The organism is Corynebacterium sp. (genome assembly GCF_030538285.1).
Lineage (GTDB): Bacteria > Actinomycetota > Actinomycetes > Mycobacteriales > Mycobacteriaceae > Corynebacterium.
Map to the genome: position 1 here is coordinate 21,878 of NZ_JAUNUG010000021.1, position 22,527 is coordinate 44,404.

Sequence of the window (22,527 nt, forward strand, 5' to 3'; positions counted from 1 at the left end):
ATGACCAGCTACATCGTGCCCGATACCGGGCTGACCTCTCTCAGCGCCGCCGAACTGGCGGAGAAGATCCACTCCCGCGAGATCACCTCGCGTGAAGTTGTCCAGGCGCATCTGGACCGCATCGCGGAGACTGACGGGGAGCTCAACGCTTTCCTGCACGTCGGCGCGGAGGCTGCGCTGGCGGCCGCGGACGACGTCGATAAGCGTCTCGACGCCGGGGAAACCCCCGCCTCGCCGCTGGCCGGCGTGCCGCTGGCACTCAAAGACGTCATCGTCACCGCCGATGCCCCGACCACCGGCGCGTCGAAGATCCTCGAGGGCTGGATGAGCCCCTACGACGCCACCATCACCCGCAAGCTGCGCGAGGCCGGCATCCCGATCCTGGGTAAGACCAACCTCGATGAGATGGCCATGGGCTCCTCGACAGAGAACTCTGCCTTCGGCGCGACGAAGAACCCCTACGACCTGGAGCGCACCCCGGGTGGTTCCGGCGGCGGCTCCGCGGCGGCAATCGCGGCGGGCCAGGCTCCGCTGGCGATCGGCACCGACACCGGTGGCTCCATCCGCCAGCCGGCCGCGCTGACCAACACCGTCGGCGTCAAGCCGACCTACGGCACCGTCTCCCGCTACGGTTTCCTCGCCGCCGCTTCCTCCCTGGAGCAGGCCGGCCCGACGGCACGTACGGTTCTCGACGCCGCGCTGCTCCACGAGGTCATCGCCGGACACGATCCTTTTGATGCCACCACCGTCGACCGCGAGCTGCTCAGCGTCGTCGCCGCCGCCCGCGAGGGTGCCAACGGTGACCTGACGGGCCTGAAGGTCGGCGTGGTCAAGCAGCTCAACCGCGACGAGGGCTTCCAGTCCGGTGTCCTGGCGAATTACCGCGCGTCACTCGACCAGCTGGCTGAGCAGGGCGCGGAGATCATCGAAGTCGACTGCCCCCACTTCGATGACGCCTTGGCGGCCTACTACCTCATCATGCCGTGTGAGGTCTCCTCCAACCTGGCCCGTCTGGACGGCATGCGTTATGGTCTGCGCGTCGGCGACGACGGCACCCACTCCGCCGAGGAGGTCATGGCCCTGACCCGCGCCGCCGGTTTCGGCCCGGAAGTCAAGCGTCGCATCATCCTGGGCACCTACGCCCTGTCGGTCGGCTACTACGACGCCTACTACCTGCAGGCCCAGCGCGTGCGTACCCTCATCGCGCAGGACTTCGCCAAGGCCTACGAGCAGGTGGACGTGCTGGTCACCCCGACCACCCCGACCACCGCCTTCAAGCTGGGGGAGAAGGTCTCCGACCCGGTCGAGATGTACAACTTCGACCTATGCACTTTGCCGCTCAACCTGGCGGGCCTGTGCGGCATGTCGGTGCCGGCCGGTTTCGCGGAGGACACCGGCCTGCCGGTGGGCCTGCAGATCATGGCGCCCGCGTTCGCGGATGATCGCCTGTACAAGGTCGGCGCCGCCTTCGAGGCCGGGCGGGCCTAACCCCGCCCCGCGACGTCGTGATCGCGTTGCATTGGGGTGAGGCCGCCGGAGGTGGATGAAGGATCTCTCACCAGGGATTCATGGCCCTTTCACGGCCGAGCCTTTTGATGGAGTGGAACCCGGACAGACCGGGTCCCACGCCTGAAAGGTTCCCGCCATGAACACTCTTACCTCTCTTCACGATCTCACCCACCAGGTGCCCGCCGTCGCCGAGCTCCTCGACACTTCCGCCCCCGCCGATGCCGCCTGCGGCCCGCTGCGCCGCCTTGAGGTGCCGGCGCGGTTGCAGGGCAGTTACACGACACGCTTCGTCGATAAGCAGTTGGCCGCTGACCCAAGCGCTTTCCACCTTGTCGCCGGCGCCGAGGTATCCCCGCTGCCGGGCGATGTCGTGCTGGCCCGCGTGACGGAGATCCGCAACCACCGCCGCGTCGAAACACCCGACTCCCGCAAGGCCATCCTTTTCCCGGGGGCGCTCATCCTGTTGGCATACGGCCACCGCTACGCCGCCGACCAGTTCCTCGCGCATGTTCCCGCGACCCTGGATCACTGTCACCTCGTCGCCGCAGGAGGTATCGCCGGGGTGGTCACCCACGCCCACGATAGCGTCGATGAACCGACGCTCATTGAGCCACTGGGTCTGCTGGCCACCAGCGAAGGCGTGGTGAACATCAGCCAGGCCGCGCCGTATTCCAACCCGCTCGATGTTGTGGCACGCAGGAGCCGACCCCGCGTCATCGCCGTGCTGGGCACATCCATGAACTCCGGCAAGTCGACTGTCGCCGCCTGCCTGGTCAACGGGCTGAGCGCTGATGGACACCGCGTGGGTGCCGGCAAGATCACCGGCACCGGAGCCGGTAACGATCGCATGCACTATCACGACGCCGGGGCACACGCCGTCATCGATTTCACCGACTTCGGCTACCCCACGACCTTCCGCCTGGAATTCGCGGACATCGGGGCCCTGACGATCAACATGATCCACGCCCTGGCGGACACGGGCGCGGACACCGTCATCGTCGAGATCGCCGACGGCATCTACCAGGGCGAAACGGCCCGCCTCCTGCGCGATGAGACCTTCCGCGCCTGCGTCGACTCGGTTGTTTTCGCGGCCACGGATGCTCTCGGGGCCCGGGCCGGTGTCACCGAGCTTCTCGACGCCCACCTCCACGTCACCGCCGCCGCCGGAGTCATGACCGCCTCCCCGTTGGCCGCGGCAGAAGCAGGCGCGGTGCTCGCGGACGTCGGCGTGCCTGTCATCGGCACCTTTGACCTGACGGACCCGGCCGTCGCCCGCGGCCTGTTGCCGCAGTGATGCCGCGCGTCTGGGCTGGATCGCGCCGCCGTCACCTCACCTGCCTCGCCGCCCTCGGCGTGCTGCAGGCGGCGCTCGCGCTCATCCTCGCGCTCGGGGTTACCCGGGTGCTGGCTGGCGACGGTCGGGCTGAGCTCATCGGTGTGCTCGCCGCTGCGGTAATCGGCATCGGCGGGGCCCGGTGGGTGGAGCGCATCGTCGCGGAGCGGCTGGGGCAGTCCTATGTCCACGAGCAGCGCCGCCAGCTGCTCACCGCGGCCCTGGCCCCCGACCATCGGGCCTCGCTCGGCGTGACGGTCACCCGGGCCAGCAATGATCTGGCCGCGGTGCGCAACTGGTTGGCACTGGGCATCGTGCCGCTGGTCACCGGCATCCCGCTCATCCTGGGCGTGCTCGCTGGGCTGGCGGTCCTGGACTGGCGGGTGTTCGCCGCCGTCGGCACACCACTGCTGCTGGTGGGACTAGCGGTGCCTGCCCTGGCGCACGCCACCTTCACGCGCTCCCGGGCGCTGCGCCGCCGCCGTGGGCGCCTGTCCGCTCGGATCGCCGATGTGGTTGTCGCCCGGGAATCGGTGCTGGCCTCCGGGGCGGTGCGCCGCGAACTCAATGCCGTCGATCGGGATTCGCAGCGCGTCGTCGCAGCCGCCGTCTCCCGCTCGGTGATCACCGGGCTCACGCGCGGGGCAACGGCCACCGCCGCCTCCTTGGCGACAGTTGCCGTGGTGGCGCTGGCGGCGGCCGGGCGCCTGGACCCGGCCGGGGTGGCCGGCGCGATGACCTTGCTCGGTGTGCTCGCCACCCCGGTCACTGACATGGGGCGTGTCGTGGAATACCGACAGAACTATCAGGCCGCGGCCCGCATCCTGCGGCCCTTGAACGAGCGCGCCGCCCGCTTCCGTGCCGAGGAGGAGCACCGCGCCCAGGAGTGGCAGACTTCCGGGGAGAACTCCGGCATCGTGGAGGTCCGCGACCTGCTCATCGATGAGCAGCAGGTGCCGGGGCTGGCCGCCTTCCCCGGTGATCGCGTCCACGTCCGGGGGAGCGATCCACGCCGGGTGTCCGCGGTCATCTCCGCCCTGGCCCGGGGTGAGGTGGATATCGGTGGGGCTGACATGCGCCGCGCGCCGGGCAAGGCCCGCCGGGAGCTCATCGGCGTCGCTTGCGCGGACCTGCCCCTGGAACGCGGTTCCGTCTCCCGGCTGACCAGCCTTCGGGTACCCGATGCCGCGCCCCTCGAGGTGCGACGGGTGCTGGAGCGTGTGGGGCTGCGCGAGAGCATCGCCACGTCGGGGAAGGGGGTGCGGACGCTGTTGAAAAACGGCGGTGCCCCCTGGTCACCCGATGAGGTGGCGCGCCTGAAGCTGGCCCGCGCGCTACTGCGACAGCCGCCGCTGTTGGTGATCGGCCACCTGGATACCGATCTTGATGCGGCAGGCCGCGCCCAACTCGGCGAGATCATCCTCTCCTACCCGGGCGTCGTGGTGTTCAGCGCCCCGAGCCTGCAGTTCCCCGATGGGAGCACCATTGATTGGATGGTAGACACCTGATAGCTTAGGGTGACCTAACGCCATAGAGGAGTGTCGACCCGTGACCGCACCCGCCCGCAAACATCGCCCCGCCCGCACCGCCACCGTCACCGCGGTCCACCGCCTGACCCCGGAACTGGTGCGCATCAGCTTCGACTGCCCCGAACTCATCGGCGCCGAACTGCCGCACACCGATCACTACATCAAAATCTCCTTCGGGGAGATGGTCACCCGCACCTACACCTTCCGCCGCATCGACACCGCGACCGGGCTTTTCGACGTCGACTTCGTCACCCACGGCGACGAGGGCTTGGCCGGGCCGTGGGCCCAGCGCGCCCAGGTGGGGGAGAAGATCACCTTCCGCGGCCCCGGCGGGGCCTGGCACCCAGAGGAAGGCTATGAACACTTCGTGTTCGCCGGTGATGAATCGGCGGCCCCGGCGATTGCGGCGGGCGTCGAGAAGCTGCCTTCCGGTGCTACCGCGGACGTCTATATCGAGATCGCCGACGCGGATGCCACCTTCGCCATGCCCGAACCGGAAGGCGTGACCCTGCGATGGGTGGCCCGCGAGGGCGCCACCCACGGCACGGCCCTGTCGGAGGCGGTGCGGGAGGCCGGCATCCCCCAAAAGCGCACGAGCTGGTTCATCCACGGCGTGGCCGAAATGATCAAGGAACTGCGCCGTTACCTGTTCACCGAGCACGGCATCGACCGCGGCGACGTGTCCATTTCGGGCTATTGGCGCATCGGTATGACCGAGGACCAGTGGCAGGCCTCCAAGCGGGAGTTCAATGCCGAGCTGGAGGCCGCCGAGGGGCGCTAGCTACTTCAGGTCAGAGAGTACGCACGCGGCACCGCCGGCCACCGCGGTCACGGTGAGCACCGCTGGCCAGGAGCCGATCTTCTTCGCCAGGGGGTGCGAGGCTCCGAAGCCACCGACGTACAGCGCGGTGAGGCCGGCGGTGGTCACGGGGTCGGTCTTGGCCAGCCAGGAGCGGATCGCCCAGCCACCGGCGGCGGCCAGCACCGCACCACCCAGGGGGCGGATACCGGTTTCACGGGCGGTCAGCCAGCCGCCCATGAGGCCGAGCGTGACGACGGCCGCGGTAGAGACGTTCTCAGGATTCTTGATGTCAATCATTGCCATGCCCTCACCCTACCGACCCGTAGGATGAGCCAGGTGATGGTCTGGATCTATCTTTCGTCGGCGGCGACGTCGATGCTGGGCAACGCAGTCGCGACGATCGTCTGGCCCTGGCTGGTGCTGGAGCGCACCGGCAACCCCGCGGCGGCCGGTCTGGTGGCCGCGGCAATCGCCGTGCCGTCACTGGCGGTGGCGTTTCTCGGCGGGCACCTCATCGACACATTTGGGCGCAAGCCGATGTCGATCATCTCGGATGTCATCTCCGGACTGTCAATCGTCGGCGTCATCCTCGTCGACCAGGCTGTGGGCTTGACTATGGCGTGGTTTATCGCCCTCGGCATCATCGGCGCGGTCGGCGACATCCCCGGCATGGCCGCCCGCTCCGCACTCGTCGGCGACGTTTCCCGCACCTCCGGGCGCACGGTGGATTTCATCGCCGGGCTCAACCAATCCATCGGCGGCATGGCCTGGCTCATCGGCCCGGCGATCGCCGGCTTCCTCATGGCGGCCCTGCCCATCGAACTGGTCCTGTGGATTACCGCCGGCTGCTCGCTGCTCGCCGCCGGGCTGACGGCGCTGTTGCGCCTGGTGCCCGCCGAGAACGTGGATATCGACGTCCCCGATCTCGGGGCCCTGCGCTCCTGGGCGGAAGTCGTGCGCCCCGCGCCGATCCGCCTGTTGGCGGCCATCACGTTCGTCTCCGCGGCGCTGGTCAGCCCCTACCTGGCGGTGCTCATGCCCGCCCACTTCCAGCTTATCGACGCCCCCGTCCAGCTCGGCCTCGCCATGTCCGCCTACGCCGTCGGCATGATGGCGTCCGGCTTCCTCATCGCCGCGGTGGGCACCGCCCGCCGGCGCACCATCTGGGCGGCGGCCATGGTCTGCTACCTCGCCGGCTTCTCGCTGATGGCGGCGCTGCAGTATCCGTGGCTGGTCATCATCGGCATGGCCATCGCCGGGCTCGGCGGCGGGCTCATGGGCCCGCTGCAGATGGTCCTGGTGACCGAGATCATCCCCGAGCGCCTCCGCGGGCGCGCCTTCTCCGTGTTCATGGCGATCGGGCAGTTCTCCGCCCCTATCGGGCTCATTGCCGCCACCGGCCTGCTCACCCAGGTCTCCATCTACGCCACCGCCGCGGTGCTGGCCATCGCGTGGGCGGTGATCTCCGTGTGGGCGATTACGCGCGGGCTCACCGTCCTGCGACCGGTCGCAGGGCTAGAGTCGACACAATGAGTTCCACCGTCCTGCCCCCGGCCCAGGCCTGGCGGGCACTCGCCGCCCTGTGCCTGGGGTTTTTCATGATCCTCATCGATCAGACCATCGTCGCGGTGGCCACCCCGGGGATCATGGCGGATTTTGACGCCCGCCTAGACCAGGTCGTGTGGGTCAGCTCCATCTACCTGCTGTGCCTGCTCGTCCCGCTGCTGTTCACCGGCCGCCTCGGCGATCGTTTCGGGCAGCGCCACCTCTTCCGCGTGGGCATCATCGTGTTCACCCTCGCCGCACTCGCCGCCACCCTGGCCCCGACCCTGGAGCTGCTCATCGCCGCGCGCGCCGTGCAGGGCATCGGCGCGGCGATCCTCACCCCGCAGACCATGAGCGTGATCAACCGCGTCTTCCCCCGCGAACGCCGCGGCTCCGCCCTGGGCGTGTGGGGCGCGGTCGGCTCGGTGGCCACCCTCATCGGCCCGGTGCTCGGCGGGTTCATCGTGTCCAGCGTCGGCTGGCGCGGCGTGTTCCTCATCCACCTGCCCGTGGGCATCCTGGCGGTGGTGCTGGCTACCCTGTGGGTGCCGCGCCTGCCCACCTTCGCCCGGCGTATCGACACCCCTTCTGTCGCCGTGTCCTTTATCGGCATGACCGCACTGGTCGTCGCCGTGCAGCAGGGCCCGGGCCTGGGGTGGCCCGCCTGGGCCATCGCCCTCGGGATCCTCGGGCTGATCTTCATCGCCCTGTTTGTTCGCCTGCAGGCGAACGCGGCGTCGAGAAGCACGGAACCCCTGGTGCCGCTGCAGATGTTTCGCAACCGTAACTACTCGCTCGGCGTGTTTTCGATTGCGACGATGGGGTTCACGGCGTCGTCGATGATGCTGCCCGTCATGCTGTGGCTGCAGGACGGGCAGGGTTTAAGCTCCCGCGATGCTGGACTCATGCTCATTCCGATGGCCGTTGTCGCGGCGGTCGCCTCGCCCCTGATCGGCCCCGCCGCCGATCGGCTGGACCCGCGGCTGCTCTCAGTCGGTGGTTTCGGCACGATGATCGCCACCCTGCTGCTCATCGCCTGGCTGATGGTCAGCGACGCGCCGTTGTGGATCTTCCTCGTGGCGGCGGGCCTGCTGGGGGTCGGCAATGCGCTGGTGTGGGCCCCGAACTCGGCGACCGCGATGCGCACCGTCGACATCGCCTACATGGGGGCCGCCGCCGGTGTCTACAACACTGGACGGCAGACAGGTGCGGTGCTGGGTGCTGCCGCCGTCGGCGCGGCGATGCAGGTCGGCGCGGTTACTTACGGTTTCGTCCCTGGCCTCGCGGTGGCGTTGCTCCTGCCCGCCGCCGTGCTCGGTCTGGGCCTGGTGGCTGTGGCCTTCTTCCGCCCCGAAGCGCAGGTAGGACCACAGGTCTAACCACAGCGTGCCGAACAATCCTTCGGGAAGTAAGGTGGGTTTCATGCGACTTGCCACCCTGACCTCCGGCGGCGACTGCCCCGGCCTCAACGCCGTCATCCGCGGCATCGTCCGTACCGCCAGCTCCGAATTCGGCTCCACCGTCGTCGGCTACGAGGATGGTTGGCAGGGCCTCCTGGAGGATCGCCGCGTCGATCTCTACGACGATGAGCACATTGACCGCATCCTCCTGCGCGGCGGCACCATCCTGGGCACCGGTCGCCTGCACCCGGACAAGTTCAAGGCCGGCCTGGAGCAGATCAAGGAGAACCTCGCCGACGCTGGCATCGACGCGCTGATCCCCATCGGCGGCGAAGGCACCCTCAAGGGCGCGAAATGGCTCTCGGACAACGGTATCCCGGTCGTCGGCGTGCCCAAGACCATTGACAATGACGTCAACGGCACCGACTACACCTTCGGCTTCGACACCGCCGTGGCCGTCGCCACCGACGCCGTTGACCGCCTGCACACCACGGCCGAGTCCCACAACCGCATCCTCATCGTCGAGGTCATGGGCCGCCACGTCGGCTGGATCGCCCTGCACGCCGGTATGGCCGGCGGCGCCCACTACACCGTGATCCCGGAGGTGCCCTTCGACATCTCCGAGATCTGCAAGAAGATGGAACGCCGCTTCCAGATGGGCGAGAAGTACGGCATCATCGTCGTCGCCGAGGGCGCTGCCCCCAAGGAAGGCACGATGGAGCTCAAGTCCGGCGGCGTCGACCAATTCGGCCACGAGGTCTTCACCGGCATCGGCCAGCAGATCGCCGATGAGATCCATTCCCGCCTGGGCCACGACGTCCGCACCACGGTCCTCGGTCACATCCAGCGCGGTGGCACCCCGACCGCCTTCGACCGCGTCCTGGCCACCCGTTATGGTGTGCGCGCCACCCGTGCCGCGCACCGCGGTGACTTCGGCACCTGTGTGGCTCTCAAGGGCGAGCGCATCGAGAACATCCCGCTGCAGGAGGCCGTCGGCCAGCTCAAGACCGTCCCCATGGACCGCTGGGTCACCGCCCAGGCGATGTTCGGCTAAGAGCAGTGACCTCCCTGGCTGGTGACATCGTCCTCTACGACTCCGAGGACGGCGCACCGGCTTTGTCCGTCCGCCTGACGGATGACACGGTGTGGCTGACGCAGGCGCAGCTGGCGGAGCTTTTTCAGACGTCGCGGACCAACATCGTTGAACATATCGGCAACGTGTACGCGGACGGTGAACTGGAGAAGTCCGCAACCTGTCGGGATTTTCGACAGGTTCGAATCGAGGGAAAACGACAGGTCAACCGCGCGATCCCGCATTACAACCTCGATGTCATCATTTCCGTGGGATACAGAATCAAGTCCCAGGTAGCTACACGATTCCGGATTTGGGCTACCGATCGACTCCGGGAATACCTCGTGCAGGGATACTCCATCAATCGGCAGCGTCTGGATGAACTGGGCGCGGTAGTCCGAATCCTCGGGCGTGCGGATGATGAAGCGGTGGCGGGAATCGCCGATGTGATCGGTCACTACCTGCCTGGTCTCCACCTGCTGCGTGACTTCGACGAAGGAGAGATCGTATCGGCCCCGGCCGCTCTGCCGGAATGGACCCTGACCGTGGATGAAGCGCGATCAGTCATTGCGGAGGTAGCGGCCAGCTTTCCCATGGACAGTCTCTTCGGTAATGAGCCGGGGGAAGGCCTGGAAGGGATCACCCGAGGGATCTATCAGACTTTCGGTGGGGATGACCTGTATCCGACGGTCGAGGAAAAGGCGGCGAACCTGCTCTACCTCGTCGTCAAGAACCATCCGCTGTCCGACGGCAACAAACGCAGTGCTGCCGCGTTGTTCGTCACTTTTCTGGCCAGGAACGGGGCACTTTTCGACGAGCACGGGAGGCCCCGCTTGTCCAACAATGCTCTCGCGACCATTACTCTCATGACCGCGATGAGCGAGCCCGCGGAAAAGGATCTTATCGTGGCGCTCCTGATCCGCATGCTCACCGACGATTGACATGCGTGACCTCAACCTCGAGCACTGCCGACTCCTCGTGGTCGGCATCAACCCGGGACTGGTCTCCGAAGCAGTCGACGCGCCTTTCGCCCGCCCGGGGAACCGTTTCTGGCCGGCGCTCCACGCCGCAGGCATCACCGATTCGCTTATCGACGCCCGCTCCGGCCTCACCCCCGCTCACCTGGCGGAACTGCGCCGGGTTGGCCTGGGTTTCACCAATCTCGTGCCCCGGGCTACGGCCGTTGCCTCCAAGTTGAGCCGTGAAGAGTACGAGGAGGGCGGCCGGGTACTGGAGGAGAAGGTCGCCCGCCACGGACCGCAGATTGTCATGGTCGCCGGGATCGGTGCCTACCGGCTGGCTTATCGACGCCCGCGTGCCCGCGTCGGCCTCCAGCCCACGTCGATCGGCGGTGCTGAAACCTGGGTCGTGCCCAACCCCTCCGGCCTCAACGCCCACGAGACCGTTCATTCCCTGGCGCGCGCCTACCGCGAGGTGTGGGAGCACCTCTATAGGTAGGCTTGCCCGCTCATCAAGATCCGGGCGGTGCGGGGCAGTGCCACCCATTCGAGCTCCTCGCCTTCAGCTCGCGCGGAGACCTCGACGTCGCCCTTGAAGTGCTGCAAAGTCAGTGCTTCCCGAGGTCCCGGAAGTACATCCTCGATGACGGTGTCGCCGAGTGCCACCGCGGCCGCCAGCGCGAGGATGCCGGTGCCGGGCAGGGCGTGGTGGATGCGGCCGACGCTCGTCATGACGACGCGGAGATCTGTACCCGGGGCGACCATGGCCACCCGGGGAATGGCTTTCGAGGGTTCGAGTCCCATGGCTTGAGCAGCGGCCACGCGGAGTCTTTCCAACCGCTCGAGTAGCGCAGCGTCGGCGTTGAGGGCGGCCATCCCCAGGGCAGGATCCACGCCGACATCTGCGGCGCGGGTGATGACGATGGGGTTGGCGACGTCGATAAGCGACACCTCCACCCCATCCACCTGGCAGCGGCGGCCGGCGGGGAAGATGGAACCGCATTTCTCGCCGCCGGGGTTAAGAAAACGCATGTCGACGCGGTCGTCGTCAAGTACGAGCTCGAACTTAGCCTGCGAGTTGAGGTTCCACACGGTGGCGCGAGTGGCGCTGATAAGTCCGGTGTGGCGAGCATAATGCAGGACCGCGGAGGAGATGTTGCCGCAGTTACCCGACCAGTCGACGCTCCTTTCGGTGGGGGAGACCTGCGCGAAAAGCGTCTCCAGGTCGGCGCGTTGCGAGGTGCCGACGAACATCACCTTCGAATTCGAGCTCACGCCACCGCCCAGACCATCGACAGCCTGCGGATCCGGCGAACCGATCAACCGCAGGCACAACTCATCGCGCTCGGCCTGGGTGGCAGGCAGCGCGGACATCGGCAGGAAGCAGGCTCGCGAGGTGCCACCACGGGCAATGGTGAGGGGCAGTGATTCCGGGAACATGACCTGAGCATAAGGTGCCGGGCATGGAGAAAACCACGAACCAGACCCAGGACCGTGCGGCCTACATCGCCGCGCTGGGATTCCCCGTGCTCGTCGTCATCGGCGGAATCATCGGATTCTTCGCCGCCGACGCGGTGCAGACCATCTCCGGGTGGACCAACACCTTGCTGGCGATCGTCATGTTCTGCATGGGACTGACGCTGCGCCCCGTCGACTTCGCCCTCGTCGCCCGACGCCCGCTGCCCGTTCTGCTCGGCGTCATCGCCCAATACGTCATCATGCCGGCCATCGCGCTTGCCGTCGTGTGGATGCTGCAGCTCCCCCCGGAAATCGCCGCCGGTGTCATCCTCGTCGGCTGTGCGCCCGGCGGAACCAGCTCCAACGTCGTGTCCTACCTCGCGCGTGGCGACGTCGCCCTGTCCGTCACCATGACCTCCGTCTCCACCCTCCTCGCACCGCTGCTCACCCCATTGCTCACCCTGTGGCTGGCCGGGCAGTACATGCCTCTCGACGCCGGGTCCATGGCCTGGTCCATCGTCCAGATCGTGCTCATCCCCGTCATCGCGGGCCTGGTTATCCGCCTGCTGATCGGTGGCCTGGCGGAGAAGATCCTGCCGGCCATGCCGTGGATCTCGGTGGCCGCTATCTCGACGATTGTCGCCATCGTCGTCTCCGGGTCCCGCGACAACATCGTCTCCGCCGGCCTCATCGTGCTGGCCGCCGTCATCCTGCACAACGGCATCGGCTACCTGCTGGGCTACCTGGCGGGCAAGGTCACCCGCCAGCCCGAGGCTGCCTCCCGCACCATGGCGATCGAGGTCGGAATGCAGAACTCGGGGCTGGCCGCCGGGCTCGCCGCACAGTACATGTCCCCGCTGGCCGCGCTCCCGGCCGCGGTGTTCTCCGTGTGGCACAACCTCTCCGGCGCGATCGTCGCGGCCCTGTGCCGCGCCGCCGACAAGCGACAGGCCCAGCGGGAGCTGCAGCCTGCCGCGTAGAAACACGACCCGAGCACCCGATGAGCACGGACCCTGACAGGAAGGGCTAAAATCCGGACCATGACTGCCGCGATTCACGACCTGATGGACTTCGACGAGGTCCTGGAGAAATTCGACCCCGTGATGGGCCTCGAGGTCCACGTCGAGCTGGCCACGGAGACCAAAATGTTCTCCACCAGCTCCGCCCACTTCGGTGCCGAGCCGAACTCCAACGTCGACCCCGTCTCCCTCGGCCTGCCCGGCGCCCTCCCGGTGGTCAACGCCAAGGGTGTCGAGTGGGCCATCAAGATCGGCCTGGCGCTCAACTGCCAGATCGCCGAGTCCTCCCGATTCGCGCGCAAGAACTACTTCTACCCGGACCAGCCGAAGGGCTACCAGATCTCGCAGTACGACGAGCCGATCGCCTACGACGGCTGGCTCGATGTCGTGCTCGACGACGGCACGCAGTGGCGCGTCGAGATCGAGCGCGCCCACATGGAGGAAGACACCGGCAAGCTCACCCACATCGGCGGCGTCGCCGGCCGTATCCACGGCGCCACCGCCTCGCTGGTGGACTGCAACCGCGCGGGCGTGCCGCTCATCGAGATCGTCACCAAGCCGATCGAGGGCGCCGGCGAGCGTGCCCCGGAGATCGCCCGCGCCTACGTCACCGCCCTGCGCGAGCTGGTCAAGGCCATCGGCGTCTCCGATGCCCGCATGGACCAGGGTTCCATGCGCGTCGACTCCAATCTCTCCCTGCGCCCGATCGGCCAGCAGGAGTTCGGCACCCGCACCGAGACGAAGAACATCAACTCGCTCAAGTCCGTCGAGCAGGCCGTGCGCTACGAGATGATGCGCCAGGCCGCCGCCCTTGAAAACGGCGAGGAGATCATCCAGGAGACCCGCCACTACCAGGAGCTCGACGGCTCCACCCGCAAGGGCCGCCGTAAGGAGTCCGCCGAGGACTACCGCTACTTCAACGACCCGGACCTGCCGCCGGTGCTCGCGCCGAAGGAGTGGGTCGAGGAGATCCGCGCCACCCTGCCCGAGCTGCCGTGGGTGCGCCGCGCTCGTCTGCAGGAGGAGTGGGGCATCTCCGACGCCGAGATGCGCGACCTGGTCAACGCCGGTGCGCTTGAGCCGATCCTGGCCACCGTTGAGGAAGGCACCACCGCCGATGAGGCGCGTGCCTGGTGGGTCAACTACCTCTCCGCCGCGGCCCGCGAGCGAGACGTCGAACTCGAGGCCCTGGCCATCACCCCGGCGCAGGTCGCCGAGGTCGTCAGCCTGGTCAAGGAGGGCAAGCTCACCACCAAGCTGGCCCGTCAGGCCGTCGACGGCGTGCTCGCCGGTGAGGGCACCGTCTCCGAGGTCGTCGCCGCGCGTGGCCTGGAGGTCGTGCGTGATGACGGCGCCATCGAAGCCGCCGTCGACGAGGCCCTGGCCGCGAACCCGGACATCGTCGAGAAGTACCGGGCCGGCAACACCAAGGTCACCGGCGCCATCGTGGGTGCGGTCATGAAGGCCACCCGCGGCAAGGCCGATCCGGCGCAGGTGAACAAGCTCATCGCGGAGAAGCTCAAGTAGCTTTTCGACGCCGCGTCAGGGGGCGCGCAGACCAGGTGGTCTGCGTGCCCTCTATACTTTGCACCACATCCATGCGTACATTTGTTCTAGCGGATGTCCGGGGTGTGAGCTATCCTTTGCGTGATATCAAAACCAGTGAAGGGAGGAGAACGTGACGACGTCAGTTCTACGGGGGAGCGACACCTTCGGTGCCAGGAAGAAGAGGGGCGCTTTTTTTACTCCGGCGCCGATTGCGGACCTGCTGGTGAATGAATGCTGGGCGTCAGATTCCCGCCGTATCCTGGAACCCTCCTGCGGAGAAGCCGCGTTCCTGCTCAGCGCCGGCGAGAAAAGCGCCGGGGAAGGCAGGTTGGTCGAGCTGCACGGTGTGGAACTCCACGAAGAGTCCGCTGCGCATGCCCGTGCGTTGTTGAAAGCCAAGGGGCACCAGGCGAGAATCCGCGTCGATGACTTCTTTGATGTGCCCGGATCCGCAGATTTTGACCTCGTCATCGGTAATCCGCCGTACATCCGATTCCACGACCATTCCGGAGAAAGCCGTCACAAGGCCCGGGAGGCAGCAGCGGCAGGTGGGGTAGAAATCAACGAACTCGCATCGTCATGGGCGGCATTCGTGGTCCATTCGACAACTTTCCTCACTACGGGCGGAACGCTGGGAATGGTTCTACCGGCGGAGCTTCTCTACACAGGGTACGCAGCCCCTATCAGGGCACTCCTGCTCCGCGAGTTTGCGGCGGTGAAGATCATCATCGTGGAGAACAATGTGTTCGCCGGGGCCCAGGAACAGGTATTGCTGGTAATCGGGGCAGGCTTCGGCACTGGTAGCGGAACAGAGTTGAAGTTCCGGACGCTTGAATCGGAGAAATGGCGGACATTTACCCCGGCATCCCCCGAAGCACGATGGACTGACATCTTTGGGCGCGCAGATACCCGCTCGATGCTTAATGGTGCTGTGGCCACCGAATCTCTGGTGCCCCTCATCACGTGGGGGAGTGTCCGCCTGGGAGCAGTGACCGGTGCGAACGCATTCTTCACTATGACACCGGCAGAAGCCCGCGAGCTTGCAGTGCTTCCGGAGGAGACAGTCGCCTTATCGCCGCCCGGGTCTGTGCATCTTCGGAATCTCGAATTCAGCAAGGCGGATTGGGTGGAACAGGGAGCACGCGGTGCCGCGACCATTTTGTTCCGCCCCAGTGAGACACCGTCGCCCGGCGCACTGCGAAAGATCGCGGAAGGCGAGGAGGCAGGAATCGACCAAAGATACAAGTGCCGCGTTCGTAAGCCCTGGTGGCAGACCCCGTTGCCGGAGGTTCCCGATCTGCTGTTGACCTATATGAATCTGGGAACCCCTCAATTGGCCACCAACTCAGCGCGGGTCAACCACATTAACTCCGTGCACGGGGTGTACATCACCCCAGAGTTGCGTGAGCTGGCCGCGCAGTTTCTTCCCCTCGCGGCACTCAACAGCGCCACCGCCACCGATGCTGAACTCAGCGGCCGCAGTTATGGCGGAGGCCTGCTCAAACTGGAGCCCGGTGAAGCCCGACGTTGGTTGTTGCCGTCGCCGGTGGTTGTGGCCTCGCTCGCCCAGGAACTATCGCAGCTGAAGGAAAAGGTGCGGGGGTGTCTGCACGGCAACGACTTGGACGGCGCGATGGATGTTGTCGATGAAGTTCTACTTCCCCGGCTGGGTTTTAGTCCGCGTGAGGCAGAGGCGCTGCGGCGCGAAAGGATCGACCTCAAGGCTAAAAGAATGCAGCGGTCGAAAGGATCTCGAACGTGAGCTATGAGCTGAGTGATGTGCTGGCGTCTCTGGACAGGGAGGGGACGCCGTGGATGAGGGTCGGGAAAACTACCGAGTATCGTTCGGATAGACAAGCTCTGCGCCGACTCCTTGAGGTGCCGGTATCCCAGCATGCCCCCTCGCAGTCGGGCCGCGCAGCCAAGGCAGTTGATGCTTGGGTGGCGAACGAGTTCAGGCGAGCTGGATTTGATCCGGATGCCATCTGGCCGCGAGCAGAACCACCATTTGTACTACCGCTTGATGTCCGCAACCTGCTTCATAAATTGACGTCTGGCGTGGAGAAACAGGTGGCTGCCCGCCTGTTGAATATGCCATCTGTGGCTCCCAGGGACGGGAATTTTCTGGGACGCGCCTACGTGAAGCAGGTGGATGTCTCGATGTCTCATTGGTCAACGGGGCCTGAGCTGCTGGTGTCCACGAAGATGATGACTGCTTCCTTCGGGAAGAATCTGGCCAACCGCTTCGAGGAGGCCTACGGTGATGCCGGTAATCTTCGCGCGCGGTATCCACTGGCGGCCGTGGGGTTCATCTTCGTGCTGCATGCGTCAATAACCACCACGGAGCCGGCGGCTTTCGCGAAGGCCGTCGACATGATGCGCAAGCTTCGCAATAACGGCGACGGGAACGGCTATACGGCTACCTGTCTCATCCTCGTCGACTGGGATGAATCCCAGGAGAGTCCTGTCGTGAGCTTCCCCGAGGCAGAAGATCCCGAAGTGGATCCCAGTGCGGCACATAGCGTCCCGGAAGATCTGTCCGCTGACAGATTCTTTGAGAAGATGGTCCATCACATCCTCGACGCAGCGCCCGTTTCTTTTCATGCTGGTGCCAGAGAAAAACTGAACAGGGCTCGCTAGGGTTTTTCTCCTCTAGAAACGGCTAACGGGGGCACAATGGGATCCATGAGCACTTATCTCCCCGCCCCCGAGCGCTACACCTCCATGCCCTATCGCCGCGTCGGACGTTCCGGCCTCAAGCTGCCTGCCATCTCGCTGGGCCTGTGGCACAACTTCGGCGATGACAAACCCCTGGAGACCCAGCGCGCCATCCTGCGCCGCGCTTTCGACCGAGGTGTCACGCACTTCGACCTCGCCAACAACTACGGCCCGCCCGCCGGCAGCGCCGAGACGAACTTTGGCCGTCTGCTCGCGGAGGACTTCAAGCCCTACCGCGATGAGCTCATCATCTCCTCAAAGGCCGGCTGGGACATGTGGGAGGGCCCTTATGGTTTCGGGGGCTCGCGCAAGTACCTCATGGCTTCGCTGGACCAGTCGCTCGACCGTATGGGCCTGGACTACGTCGACATCTTCTACCACCACCGCCCGGACCCGGACACCCCGCTGGAGGAGACCCTTTACGCCTTGCGCGATATCGTCGCCTCCGGCAAGGCGCTGTACGCCGGAATTTCCTCCTACGGTCCCGAGCTGACGGGCGAGGCGGCGGAGTTCATGGCGGAGGAGGGCTGCCCGCTGATTATCAACCAGCCGAGCTATTCCATCGTCAACCGCTGGGTGGAGGAGCCGGGTGAGGACGGCGATTCGCTGCTCACCTCCGCCGCCGACTCCGGGCTTGGCGTCATCGCGTTTTCCCCGCTAGCGCAGGGCCTGTTGACCAACCGCTACCTCAACGGCGTGCCGTCAGATTCTCGCGCGGCGGCCCTGAAGTCTTTGTCGAATGACATGCTCAGCGCCGAAAACCTGGAGATGATCAACCGCCTCAACGACATCGCCCAGGAGCGCGAGCAGTCGCTGGCGCAGATGGCGATCGCCTGGGTGCTGCGCCAGCAGGGCGAGTATGGGGTGGAGACGGTCGCTTCCGCGCTCATCGGTGCGTCCTCGGTGGCGCAGCTCGACGAGAACCTCGATGCCCTCAATAACCTCGAGTTCTCCGACGCGGAGCTCAACGCCATCGATGAGGTCGCCCGCGACGCCGGCATCAACATCTGGGCGAACGCCACTGCTTCTCGACGCCACGCCGACTAGCGCGCACCCGGGCCCGCGGGCGATGGCCGGTGGTGTGTCACCTACATCAGAACAAGCTTGAGGGCCAGGCCGCACATGACGATGCCGATACCGATGTTCACCCACCGCCAGACATTCGGGCGCGACAGGGGCTTGCGCAGCAGTGCGGCTCCGTAGCCGACGGTGGGGAACCACACGAGTGCCGCGATGAAGGCGCCGAGTGCGAAGAGCCAGCGGCCGTCGGTGCCGTACTGGTTGGCGATACCGCCGACCATCACAACCACATCGACGTAGGCGAGCGGGTTGAGCCAGGTCAAAGCCAGGGTGGTGCCCACGGCGGAAAGCCACGTGGGACGCTGGGTGGGGCGCCTCAGGGCGTTGCCGGTGCGGGTCTGTGTGAGCACCGCGCTGCCGCCCGAGCCATCCGGGGCCGGCCCCACGGGAGCGGTCTCGACGACGGTGATCGCTCCGGGGCGGGCGGCATCGCGGAAGTTGGTCCAGGCGAACCACAGTAGATAGGCGGCGCCACCCCAGCGCAGAATCTCCAGCAGCAGGGGAGCGGAGTCGACGAGCACGCCAACCCCGGCCACGCCGGCGGTGATAAGGAAGATGTCGGAGATGATGCAGGTCAGCACGACGGCGGTGACGTGCTGTCGCTTGATTCCGGACTTGAGCAGGAAGATGTTCTGCGGCCCGACGGCGATGATGAGGGAGAGTCCCAGGAACAGACCTGCAACGATGATTGACATGCCCTCATTCTGCGTCCGCCGACCGATGAAGTCCAGTTAATCGATCTTCAGCTGATTAAGATTGGCTTCATGAACTCGTTGCACCTGGAATCCCTCCTCGCCATCGTCGACGAGGGCAGCTTCGAGGCCGCCGCGCACAGTCTCGGCATCACCCCCTCGGCCATCAGCCAGCGCATCAAAGCCCTGGAACGCGACACAGGCCGGGTGCTCGTGCGGCGTTCCACCCCGGCCACCGCCACTGAGGCCGGGGAGATCCTCGTCCAGGCGGCCCGCCGCATGCGCCTGCTCCAGGCGGAGACGGATGCCCGCCTGGAGGGGCGCCTGGGCCAAGTACCCTTGAGCATCGCGGTCAACGCCGATTCGCTGGCCACGTGGTTCACGCCGGTGATGTCGGATGTCGCGGACTTCGAGGGCGCCACCTTGCGGATCCGCATCGAGGACGAGGCCCGTACCCTCGCCCTCCTTCGCCGCGGGGATGTGCTCGGCGCCGTCACCCGTGAATCCCGCCCCGTCTCCGGGTGCGACACCATCCCGCTGGGTGTCGTGCGTTACCGCGCCGTCGCCACGCCGGAACTGGCCGCCGCCTACCCCGGCCCGGACTACTCGCGGATGCCCACGCTGCGCTATGGACCCGGTGATGCTCTGCAGGCAGCGGACCTGGAGGAACGCCTGGGTGTGAATCAGCAACGCCCCCGGATGTCGGAAATTCCATCATCGGAGGCGTTGGCACGGGCGACGTTGCGCGGGTTGGGGTGGGGGCTGATGTCCGAGCTGCAGGCGGACATCCACTTACGCCGCGGGGATCTGGTCACCCTCGACGACAGTGTTGTCACCGTCGCGCTTTATTGGCAGCGCTGGCGCCTGGAGTCCGAGTTGCTGGAGCGCCTGACGGACTCGGTCGTCGCGGCCGCCCGCCAGCTCCCGGCGGTCTAACCGAACAGCTCCACCTGGAAGGGCTCGGGGTTTTTCACTTCCTCGCCCGCAGGCACAGCGCCCGGGAGGGTGACACCCTCAGCGAAGGGCTGGCCACCGAGGGCCTCGCGGCCGTGCGGGGTGGCCAGGCCAGCCAGGTCCGGGCCCTGCGGCACGATCTGGGTGGGGTTGACCTCCTTGTGCACGATGAAATAGTGCTCCTTGATCTCCTGGAAGTCGGTGGTGTCGCCGAAGCCGGGGAGCTGGAAAAGCTCGCGGAGGTATCCCCACAAGGCGGGCAGCTCGGAGATCTTGTTGCGGGAGGTCTTGAAGTGGGAGTAGTACACGGCGTCGTGACGCACCAGGGTGACGAACAGGAAGATATCCGCGAAGGTGATGTGCTCGCCGACGAGGTAGCGGCGCGTCGACAAGCGGTCCTCTAAGAAATCCATCGTCTCCCAGAACCGGACATACGCGTCATCGTAGGCGTCCTGGGAGCCGGCGAAACCGCAGCGGTAAACGCCGTTGTTGACCTCGGTGTAGATGCGCTTGGCCAGCTCATCGATCTCCGCGCGGTGCTCTTCCGGATAGAGGTCCGGGGCGCCCTCGCGATGGAACTTGGTCCACTGGGTCTGGAAATCGCTCACGATCGAGGGGTAATCATTGCTGACCACCTTCTTCGACTCAACCTCCACGATGGCGGGCACGGTGATGCCGCGCGGGTAGTCGGGGAAGCGGTTGAAGTAGGCGTCCTGCAGGCGCGGAATTTCCAGCACCGGGTCGACCTCGCCGGGATCGAGATCGAAGGTCCAGGAGCGGCGGTCGTGGGTGGGACCGGCCAGGCCTAAGGAGATGACATCTTCGAGGCCGAGCAGGCGGCGGGTGATCACCGAGCGGTGCGCCCACGGGCAGGCGCGCGCAGCGACCAGCCGGTAGCGCCCGGCCTCGACGGGCCAATGCACGGTGTCATCGTCCTGCGGCGCCTTCTCGCTCACGTCGGCGGTGATGCGGTCCTCGATGTATGTCGCGTCGCGCACGAACTCCCCGTCGGGGGATGCGTTCTGCGCGTCGCCTGCCCAATCCTCATTTGCTGTCATATCAACAACAGTAGTGTTCGAACCCGCTGCCGTCAATGTCGCCACCCCCTGCTACGGTGACGACGCAATGAAACGAGTGGTTGCAGTACTGGTAGCAGGCATCGTCGCCGTCATCGGCGCCGCCCTGCTTATCGACGTCCCCTCGTCCCCGACATCCCCACCGCCAGTCACCGAAGTCATCACGACGACGGTCGTGGAGACGACCGTCGCGGAACCTTCCCTGCTGGACTCATTGGAGGTGAAGGGGCGGGCGTCGAGAAGCGACTATGACCGGGCCGAGTTCGGCCAGGCCTGGAGCGATGACGTGCGCGTCGACGGCGGCCGCAACGGCTGCGACACCCGCAACGACATCCTCCGCCGCGACCTCACAGACCCGGTCATCCGGCCCGGCACACACGGTTGCCTCGTCGAATCCGGCACCCTCCACGACCCTTATTCCGGGGAGATCCTCGAATTCGTTCGCGGGGAACGCAGCGCTGAGGTCCAGATCGACCACATCGTTGCGCTTGCCGACGCCTGGCAGAAAGGCGCCCAAGCCTGGGACGAGGACACCCGCCGGGACTTCGCCAACGACCCGCTCAACCTCCTGGCCGTCGACGGCTCCCTCAACCAGCAGAAGGGTGCCGGTGACGCCGCCACCTGGCTGCCTCCCAACAAGGCCTTCCGCTGCGACTACGCCACCCGCATCGTTGAGGTGAAAGTCACCTACGGGCTGTGGGTCACTGCAGCCGAACGTGACGCGCTGGCGCGCGAACTCATGCGCTGCCCGTGATTACCCGGCGGCTCGCCGTTTCAAACACCGAGCACCGGGGGTGATCTGACTTACTCTGGCACCATGACCGACAAGAACCTCAACCCCGACCGCGCGGGTTCGTACGACGCCGACGGCCTCGACGTGCCCACCTACAACAAGGACACCCCCGCCACCGACCCGGCGCCCCGCTCCTCGGGGTCCGGTTCCACGCCACTGAGCAAGGCCGAGCCCGCCGGCACCCCGGAGCCGACCACCCAGTTCTCCCAGACCTCCGGTGGACTCTTCGACCGCAGTGGCCGCGCCGCCCCGCAGGAAATCAAGCCCGCCGAGCCGACCTACGCCGACGAGGACTTCGCCCCCACCGGCTCCCACGAGACGGTCGCCTACGACCGCCCCGCAGAACCGGTCCCGGTGGCAGCGCCGGTGGATTACGAGACCTCCACCGCCGTCACGGAGGAGCCGCTCACCCCCGATTACCGCCGCGGCACCATGGACTTCGGCCTGCTCATCATCCGCCTGCTGCTCGGCGCCTGGCTCATCCTCGAGGCCGTGGGCACCTTCTTCCGCCTCGGCGGCAACCCCGGCCTGTCCGGCCTGGAGACCGAATACGCCAACTATCTCGCCCCGGGCGGCCTGGCCATTATCGTCCCCTCGCTGCAGCTGGCGGCCGGCGTGTTCCTGGTGCTCGGCCTGATTACGCCGCTGTTTGCGATGGTGGCCACCATCGTCACCTCTTTTACCGCCCTGCATGAACTGACCACCTCCGGCGCCGGTGCCAACATCTTCGCCTGGCCGGAGACGGTGTGGCTCTCGCTGGTGCTCCTGGGTATTTCCCTGGCGCTGCAGTTCACCGGTCCGGGCCTGGTCTCCCTGGACTTCGGCCGCAGCTGGGCCCGCCGCCCGCTGGTCAGCTCCTGGATCTTCATCCTGCTGGCTATCGCTGGTGCCGTCGCCCTGTGGTGGTTCGGCGCGGGAGTTAACCCGCTGGCTTAAAGCTCTGGCTTCGTCAGGCCCCGCTGTCAACAGTGGCGGGGCCTTTCGCCTGCCTGGGGTTAGGTGACGTGTCGATCGCCCGGTGTTTGGGCATTTTTGCTGTG

21 protein-coding genes are annotated in these 22,527 nt (G+C 66.4%); 17 read left to right on the plus strand and 4 right to left on the minus strand.

Going from position 1 to position 22,527, the window contains the following annotated elements:
- The 4 genes from gatA (at position 1) to Q4G50_RS08480 (ending at position 5,152) form a co-directional block, all read left to right on the plus strand.
- A complete protein-coding gene (gatA, locus tag Q4G50_RS08465) occupies positions 1 to 1,488 on the plus strand; it encodes an Asp-tRNA(Asn)/Glu-tRNA(Gln) amidotransferase subunit GatA (RefSeq protein WP_303377219.1) in 1,488 nt (495 codons plus the stop codon).
- Between the two features lie 157 nt (positions 1,489 to 1,645).
- Complete coding sequence (locus Q4G50_RS08470; RefSeq protein ID WP_303377220.1) at positions 1,646 to 2,803, plus strand: DUF1611 domain-containing protein; 1,158 nt, start codon at positions 1,646 to 1,648, stop codon at positions 2,801 to 2,803.
- On the plus strand, positions 2,800 to 4,350 hold the full coding sequence (locus Q4G50_RS08475) for an ABC transporter ATP-binding protein (RefSeq protein WP_368660626.1): 1,551 nt from the start codon (positions 2,800 to 2,802) through the stop codon (positions 4,348 to 4,350). Before Q4G50_RS08470 ends, Q4G50_RS08475 begins: the two co-directional genes overlap by 4 nt.
- A gap of 40 nt (positions 4,351 to 4,390) precedes the next feature.
- Positions 4,391 to 5,152, plus strand: coding sequence for a siderophore-interacting protein (locus tag Q4G50_RS08480; RefSeq protein ID WP_303377221.1), 762 nt, complete (start codon positions 4,391 to 4,393; stop codon positions 5,150 to 5,152).
- Here the strand turns inward: Q4G50_RS08480 and Q4G50_RS08485 are convergent, their stop codons facing one another.
- Positions 5,153 to 5,476, minus strand: a complete 324-nt coding sequence (locus tag Q4G50_RS08485) for a hypothetical protein (protein ID WP_303377222.1) — start codon at positions 5,474 to 5,476, stop codon at positions 5,153 to 5,155.
- A 36-nt stretch (positions 5,477 to 5,512) separates the two neighbouring features.
- Between Q4G50_RS08485 and Q4G50_RS08490 the strand changes: the two genes are divergently transcribed.
- From Q4G50_RS08490 to Q4G50_RS08510, 5 genes are read left to right on the plus strand one after another with little or no spacing between them, the layout of a single operon-like run.
- Positions 5,513 to 6,706 (plus strand): MFS transporter, encoded by a 1,194-nt coding sequence (locus Q4G50_RS08490; protein WP_303377243.1) that lies wholly within the window; start codon positions 5,513 to 5,515, stop codon positions 6,704 to 6,706.
- A complete protein-coding gene (locus Q4G50_RS08495) occupies positions 6,703 to 8,097 on the plus strand; it encodes a DHA2 family efflux MFS transporter permease subunit (RefSeq protein ID WP_303377223.1) in 1,395 nt (464 codons plus the stop codon). Before Q4G50_RS08490 ends, Q4G50_RS08495 begins: the two co-directional genes overlap by 4 nt.
- A gap of 43 nt (positions 8,098 to 8,140) precedes the next feature.
- On the plus strand, positions 8,141 to 9,172 hold the full coding sequence (locus Q4G50_RS08500) for a 6-phosphofructokinase (protein ID WP_303377224.1): 1,032 nt from the start codon (positions 8,141 to 8,143) through the stop codon (positions 9,170 to 9,172).
- Positions 9,173 to 9,177: 5 nt separating this feature from the next.
- On the plus strand, positions 9,178 to 10,131 hold the full coding sequence (gene rhuM, locus Q4G50_RS08505) for a RhuM family protein (RefSeq protein ID WP_303377225.1): 954 nt from the start codon (positions 9,178 to 9,180) through the stop codon (positions 10,129 to 10,131).
- A gap of 1 nt (position 10,132) precedes the next feature.
- Entirely contained in the window at positions 10,133 to 10,648 is a 516-nt protein-coding gene (locus Q4G50_RS08510) for a mismatch-specific DNA-glycosylase (protein ID WP_303377226.1), read from the plus strand.
- On the opposite strand, the gene Q4G50_RS08515 is transcribed toward Q4G50_RS08510, so the two are convergent.
- Positions 10,639 to 11,589 (minus strand): PrpF domain-containing protein, encoded by a 951-nt coding sequence (locus Q4G50_RS08515; RefSeq protein ID WP_303377227.1) that lies wholly within the window; start codon positions 11,587 to 11,589, stop codon positions 10,639 to 10,641. The two genes, Q4G50_RS08510 and Q4G50_RS08515, sit on opposite strands and share 10 nt — an antisense overlap.
- A gap of 23 nt (positions 11,590 to 11,612) precedes the next feature.
- Here Q4G50_RS08515 and Q4G50_RS08520 point away from each other — a divergent pair, with 23 nt between their 5' ends.
- The 5 genes from Q4G50_RS08520 to mgrA all read left to right on the plus strand — a co-directional run bounded on the left by Q4G50_RS08520 (position 11,613) and on the right by mgrA (position 17,939).
- On the plus strand, positions 11,613 to 12,587 hold the full coding sequence (locus Q4G50_RS08520; protein ID WP_303377228.1) for a bile acid:sodium symporter family protein: 975 nt from the start codon (positions 11,613 to 11,615) through the stop codon (positions 12,585 to 12,587).
- A gap of 60 nt (positions 12,588 to 12,647) precedes the next feature.
- Positions 12,648 to 14,153, plus strand: coding sequence for an Asp-tRNA(Asn)/Glu-tRNA(Gln) amidotransferase subunit GatB (gene gatB, locus Q4G50_RS08525; RefSeq protein WP_303377229.1), 1,506 nt, complete (start codon positions 12,648 to 12,650; stop codon positions 14,151 to 14,153).
- Positions 14,154 to 14,304: 151 nt separating this feature from the next.
- The gene (locus Q4G50_RS08530) at positions 14,305 to 15,936 is read left to right on the plus strand and encodes an N-6 DNA methylase (RefSeq protein ID WP_303377230.1); all 1,632 of its coding nucleotides are present in this window, start codon (positions 14,305 to 14,307) and stop codon (positions 15,934 to 15,936) included.
- On the plus strand, positions 15,933 to 16,814 hold the full coding sequence (locus Q4G50_RS08535) for a hypothetical protein (RefSeq protein ID WP_303377231.1): 882 nt from the start codon (positions 15,933 to 15,935) through the stop codon (positions 16,812 to 16,814). The genes Q4G50_RS08530 and Q4G50_RS08535 overlap by 4 nt, the downstream gene beginning before the upstream one ends.
- A 45-nt stretch (positions 16,815 to 16,859) precedes the next feature.
- The gene (mgrA, locus tag Q4G50_RS08540; protein ID WP_303377232.1) at positions 16,860 to 17,939 is read left to right on the plus strand and encodes an L-glyceraldehyde 3-phosphate reductase; all 1,080 of its coding nucleotides are present in this window, start codon (positions 16,860 to 16,862) and stop codon (positions 17,937 to 17,939) included.
- Between the two features lie 41 nt (positions 17,940 to 17,980).
- On the opposite strand, the gene Q4G50_RS08545 is transcribed toward mgrA, so the two are convergent.
- Positions 17,981 to 18,667 (minus strand): LysE/ArgO family amino acid transporter, encoded by a 687-nt coding sequence (locus Q4G50_RS08545; protein ID WP_303377233.1) that lies wholly within the window; start codon positions 18,665 to 18,667, stop codon positions 17,981 to 17,983.
- A gap of 69 nt (positions 18,668 to 18,736) precedes the next feature.
- On the opposite strand from Q4G50_RS08545, the gene Q4G50_RS08550 reads away from it, so the two are divergent.
- Positions 18,737 to 19,600 (plus strand): LysR family transcriptional regulator ArgP, encoded by an 864-nt coding sequence (locus Q4G50_RS08550; protein ID WP_303377234.1) that lies wholly within the window; start codon positions 18,737 to 18,739, stop codon positions 19,598 to 19,600.
- On the opposite strand, the gene Q4G50_RS08555 is transcribed toward Q4G50_RS08550, so the two are convergent.
- Positions 19,597 to 20,676, minus strand: coding sequence for a glutathione S-transferase family protein (locus Q4G50_RS08555; RefSeq protein WP_303377235.1), 1,080 nt, complete (start codon positions 20,674 to 20,676; stop codon positions 19,597 to 19,599). The genes Q4G50_RS08550 and Q4G50_RS08555 overlap by 4 nt on opposite strands.
- A gap of 13 nt (positions 20,677 to 20,689) precedes the next feature.
- Between Q4G50_RS08555 and Q4G50_RS08560 the strand changes: the two genes are divergently transcribed.
- Together Q4G50_RS08560 and Q4G50_RS08565 are read left to right on the plus strand one after the other, a co-directional pair.
- Positions 20,690 to 21,448 (plus strand): HNH endonuclease family protein, encoded by a 759-nt coding sequence (locus Q4G50_RS08560; protein WP_303377236.1) that lies wholly within the window; start codon positions 20,690 to 20,692, stop codon positions 21,446 to 21,448.
- Positions 21,449 to 21,511: 63 nt separating this feature from the next.
- Complete coding sequence (locus tag Q4G50_RS08565; RefSeq protein WP_303377237.1) at positions 21,512 to 22,423, plus strand: DoxX family protein; 912 nt, start codon at positions 21,512 to 21,514, stop codon at positions 22,421 to 22,423.
- Positions 22,424 to 22,527: the final 104 nt, after the last annotated feature.

Coding starts and splice junctions, on each gene's coding strand:
- gatA (WP_303377219.1), top strand. CDS start 1: ATGACCAGCTACATCGTGCCCGATACCGGGCTGACCTCTCTCAGCGCC.
- Q4G50_RS08470 (WP_303377220.1), top strand. CDS start 1,646: ATGAACACTCTTACCTCTCTTCACGATCTCACCCACCAGGTGCCCGCC.
- Q4G50_RS08500 (WP_303377224.1), top strand. CDS start 8,141: ATGCGACTTGCCACCCTGACCTCCGGCGGCGACTGCCCCGGCCTCAAC.
- Q4G50_RS08520 (WP_303377228.1), top strand. CDS start 11,613: ATGGAGAAAACCACGAACCAGACCCAGGACCGTGCGGCCTACATCGCC.
- Q4G50_RS08495 (WP_303377223.1), top strand. CDS start 6,703: ATGAGTTCCACCGTCCTGCCCCCGGCCCAGGCCTGGCGGGCACTCGCC.
- Q4G50_RS08510 (WP_303377226.1), top strand. CDS start 10,133: ATGCGTGACCTCAACCTCGAGCACTGCCGACTCCTCGTGGTCGGCATC.
- gatB (WP_303377229.1), top strand. CDS start 12,648: ATGACTGCCGCGATTCACGACCTGATGGACTTCGACGAGGTCCTGGAG.
- Q4G50_RS08485 (WP_303377222.1), bottom strand. CDS start 5,476: ATGGCAATGATTGACATCAAGAATCCTGAGAACGTCTCTACCGCGGCC.
- mgrA (WP_303377232.1), top strand. CDS start 16,860: ATGAGCACTTATCTCCCCGCCCCCGAGCGCTACACCTCCATGCCCTAT.
- Q4G50_RS08555 (WP_303377235.1), bottom strand. CDS start 20,676: ATGACAGCAAATGAGGATTGGGCAGGCGACGCGCAGAACGCATCCCCC.
- Q4G50_RS08565 (WP_303377237.1), top strand. CDS start 21,512: ATGACCGACAAGAACCTCAACCCCGACCGCGCGGGTTCGTACGACGCC.
- Q4G50_RS08550 (WP_303377234.1), top strand. CDS start 18,737: ATGAACTCGTTGCACCTGGAATCCCTCCTCGCCATCGTCGACGAGGGC.
- Q4G50_RS08545 (WP_303377233.1), bottom strand. CDS start 18,667: ATGTCAATCATCGTTGCAGGTCTGTTCCTGGGACTCTCCCTCATCATC.
- Q4G50_RS08490 (WP_303377243.1), top strand. CDS start 5,513: ATGGTCTGGATCTATCTTTCGTCGGCGGCGACGTCGATGCTGGGCAAC.
- Q4G50_RS08515 (WP_303377227.1), bottom strand. CDS start 11,589: ATGTTCCCGGAATCACTGCCCCTCACCATTGCCCGTGGTGGCACCTCG.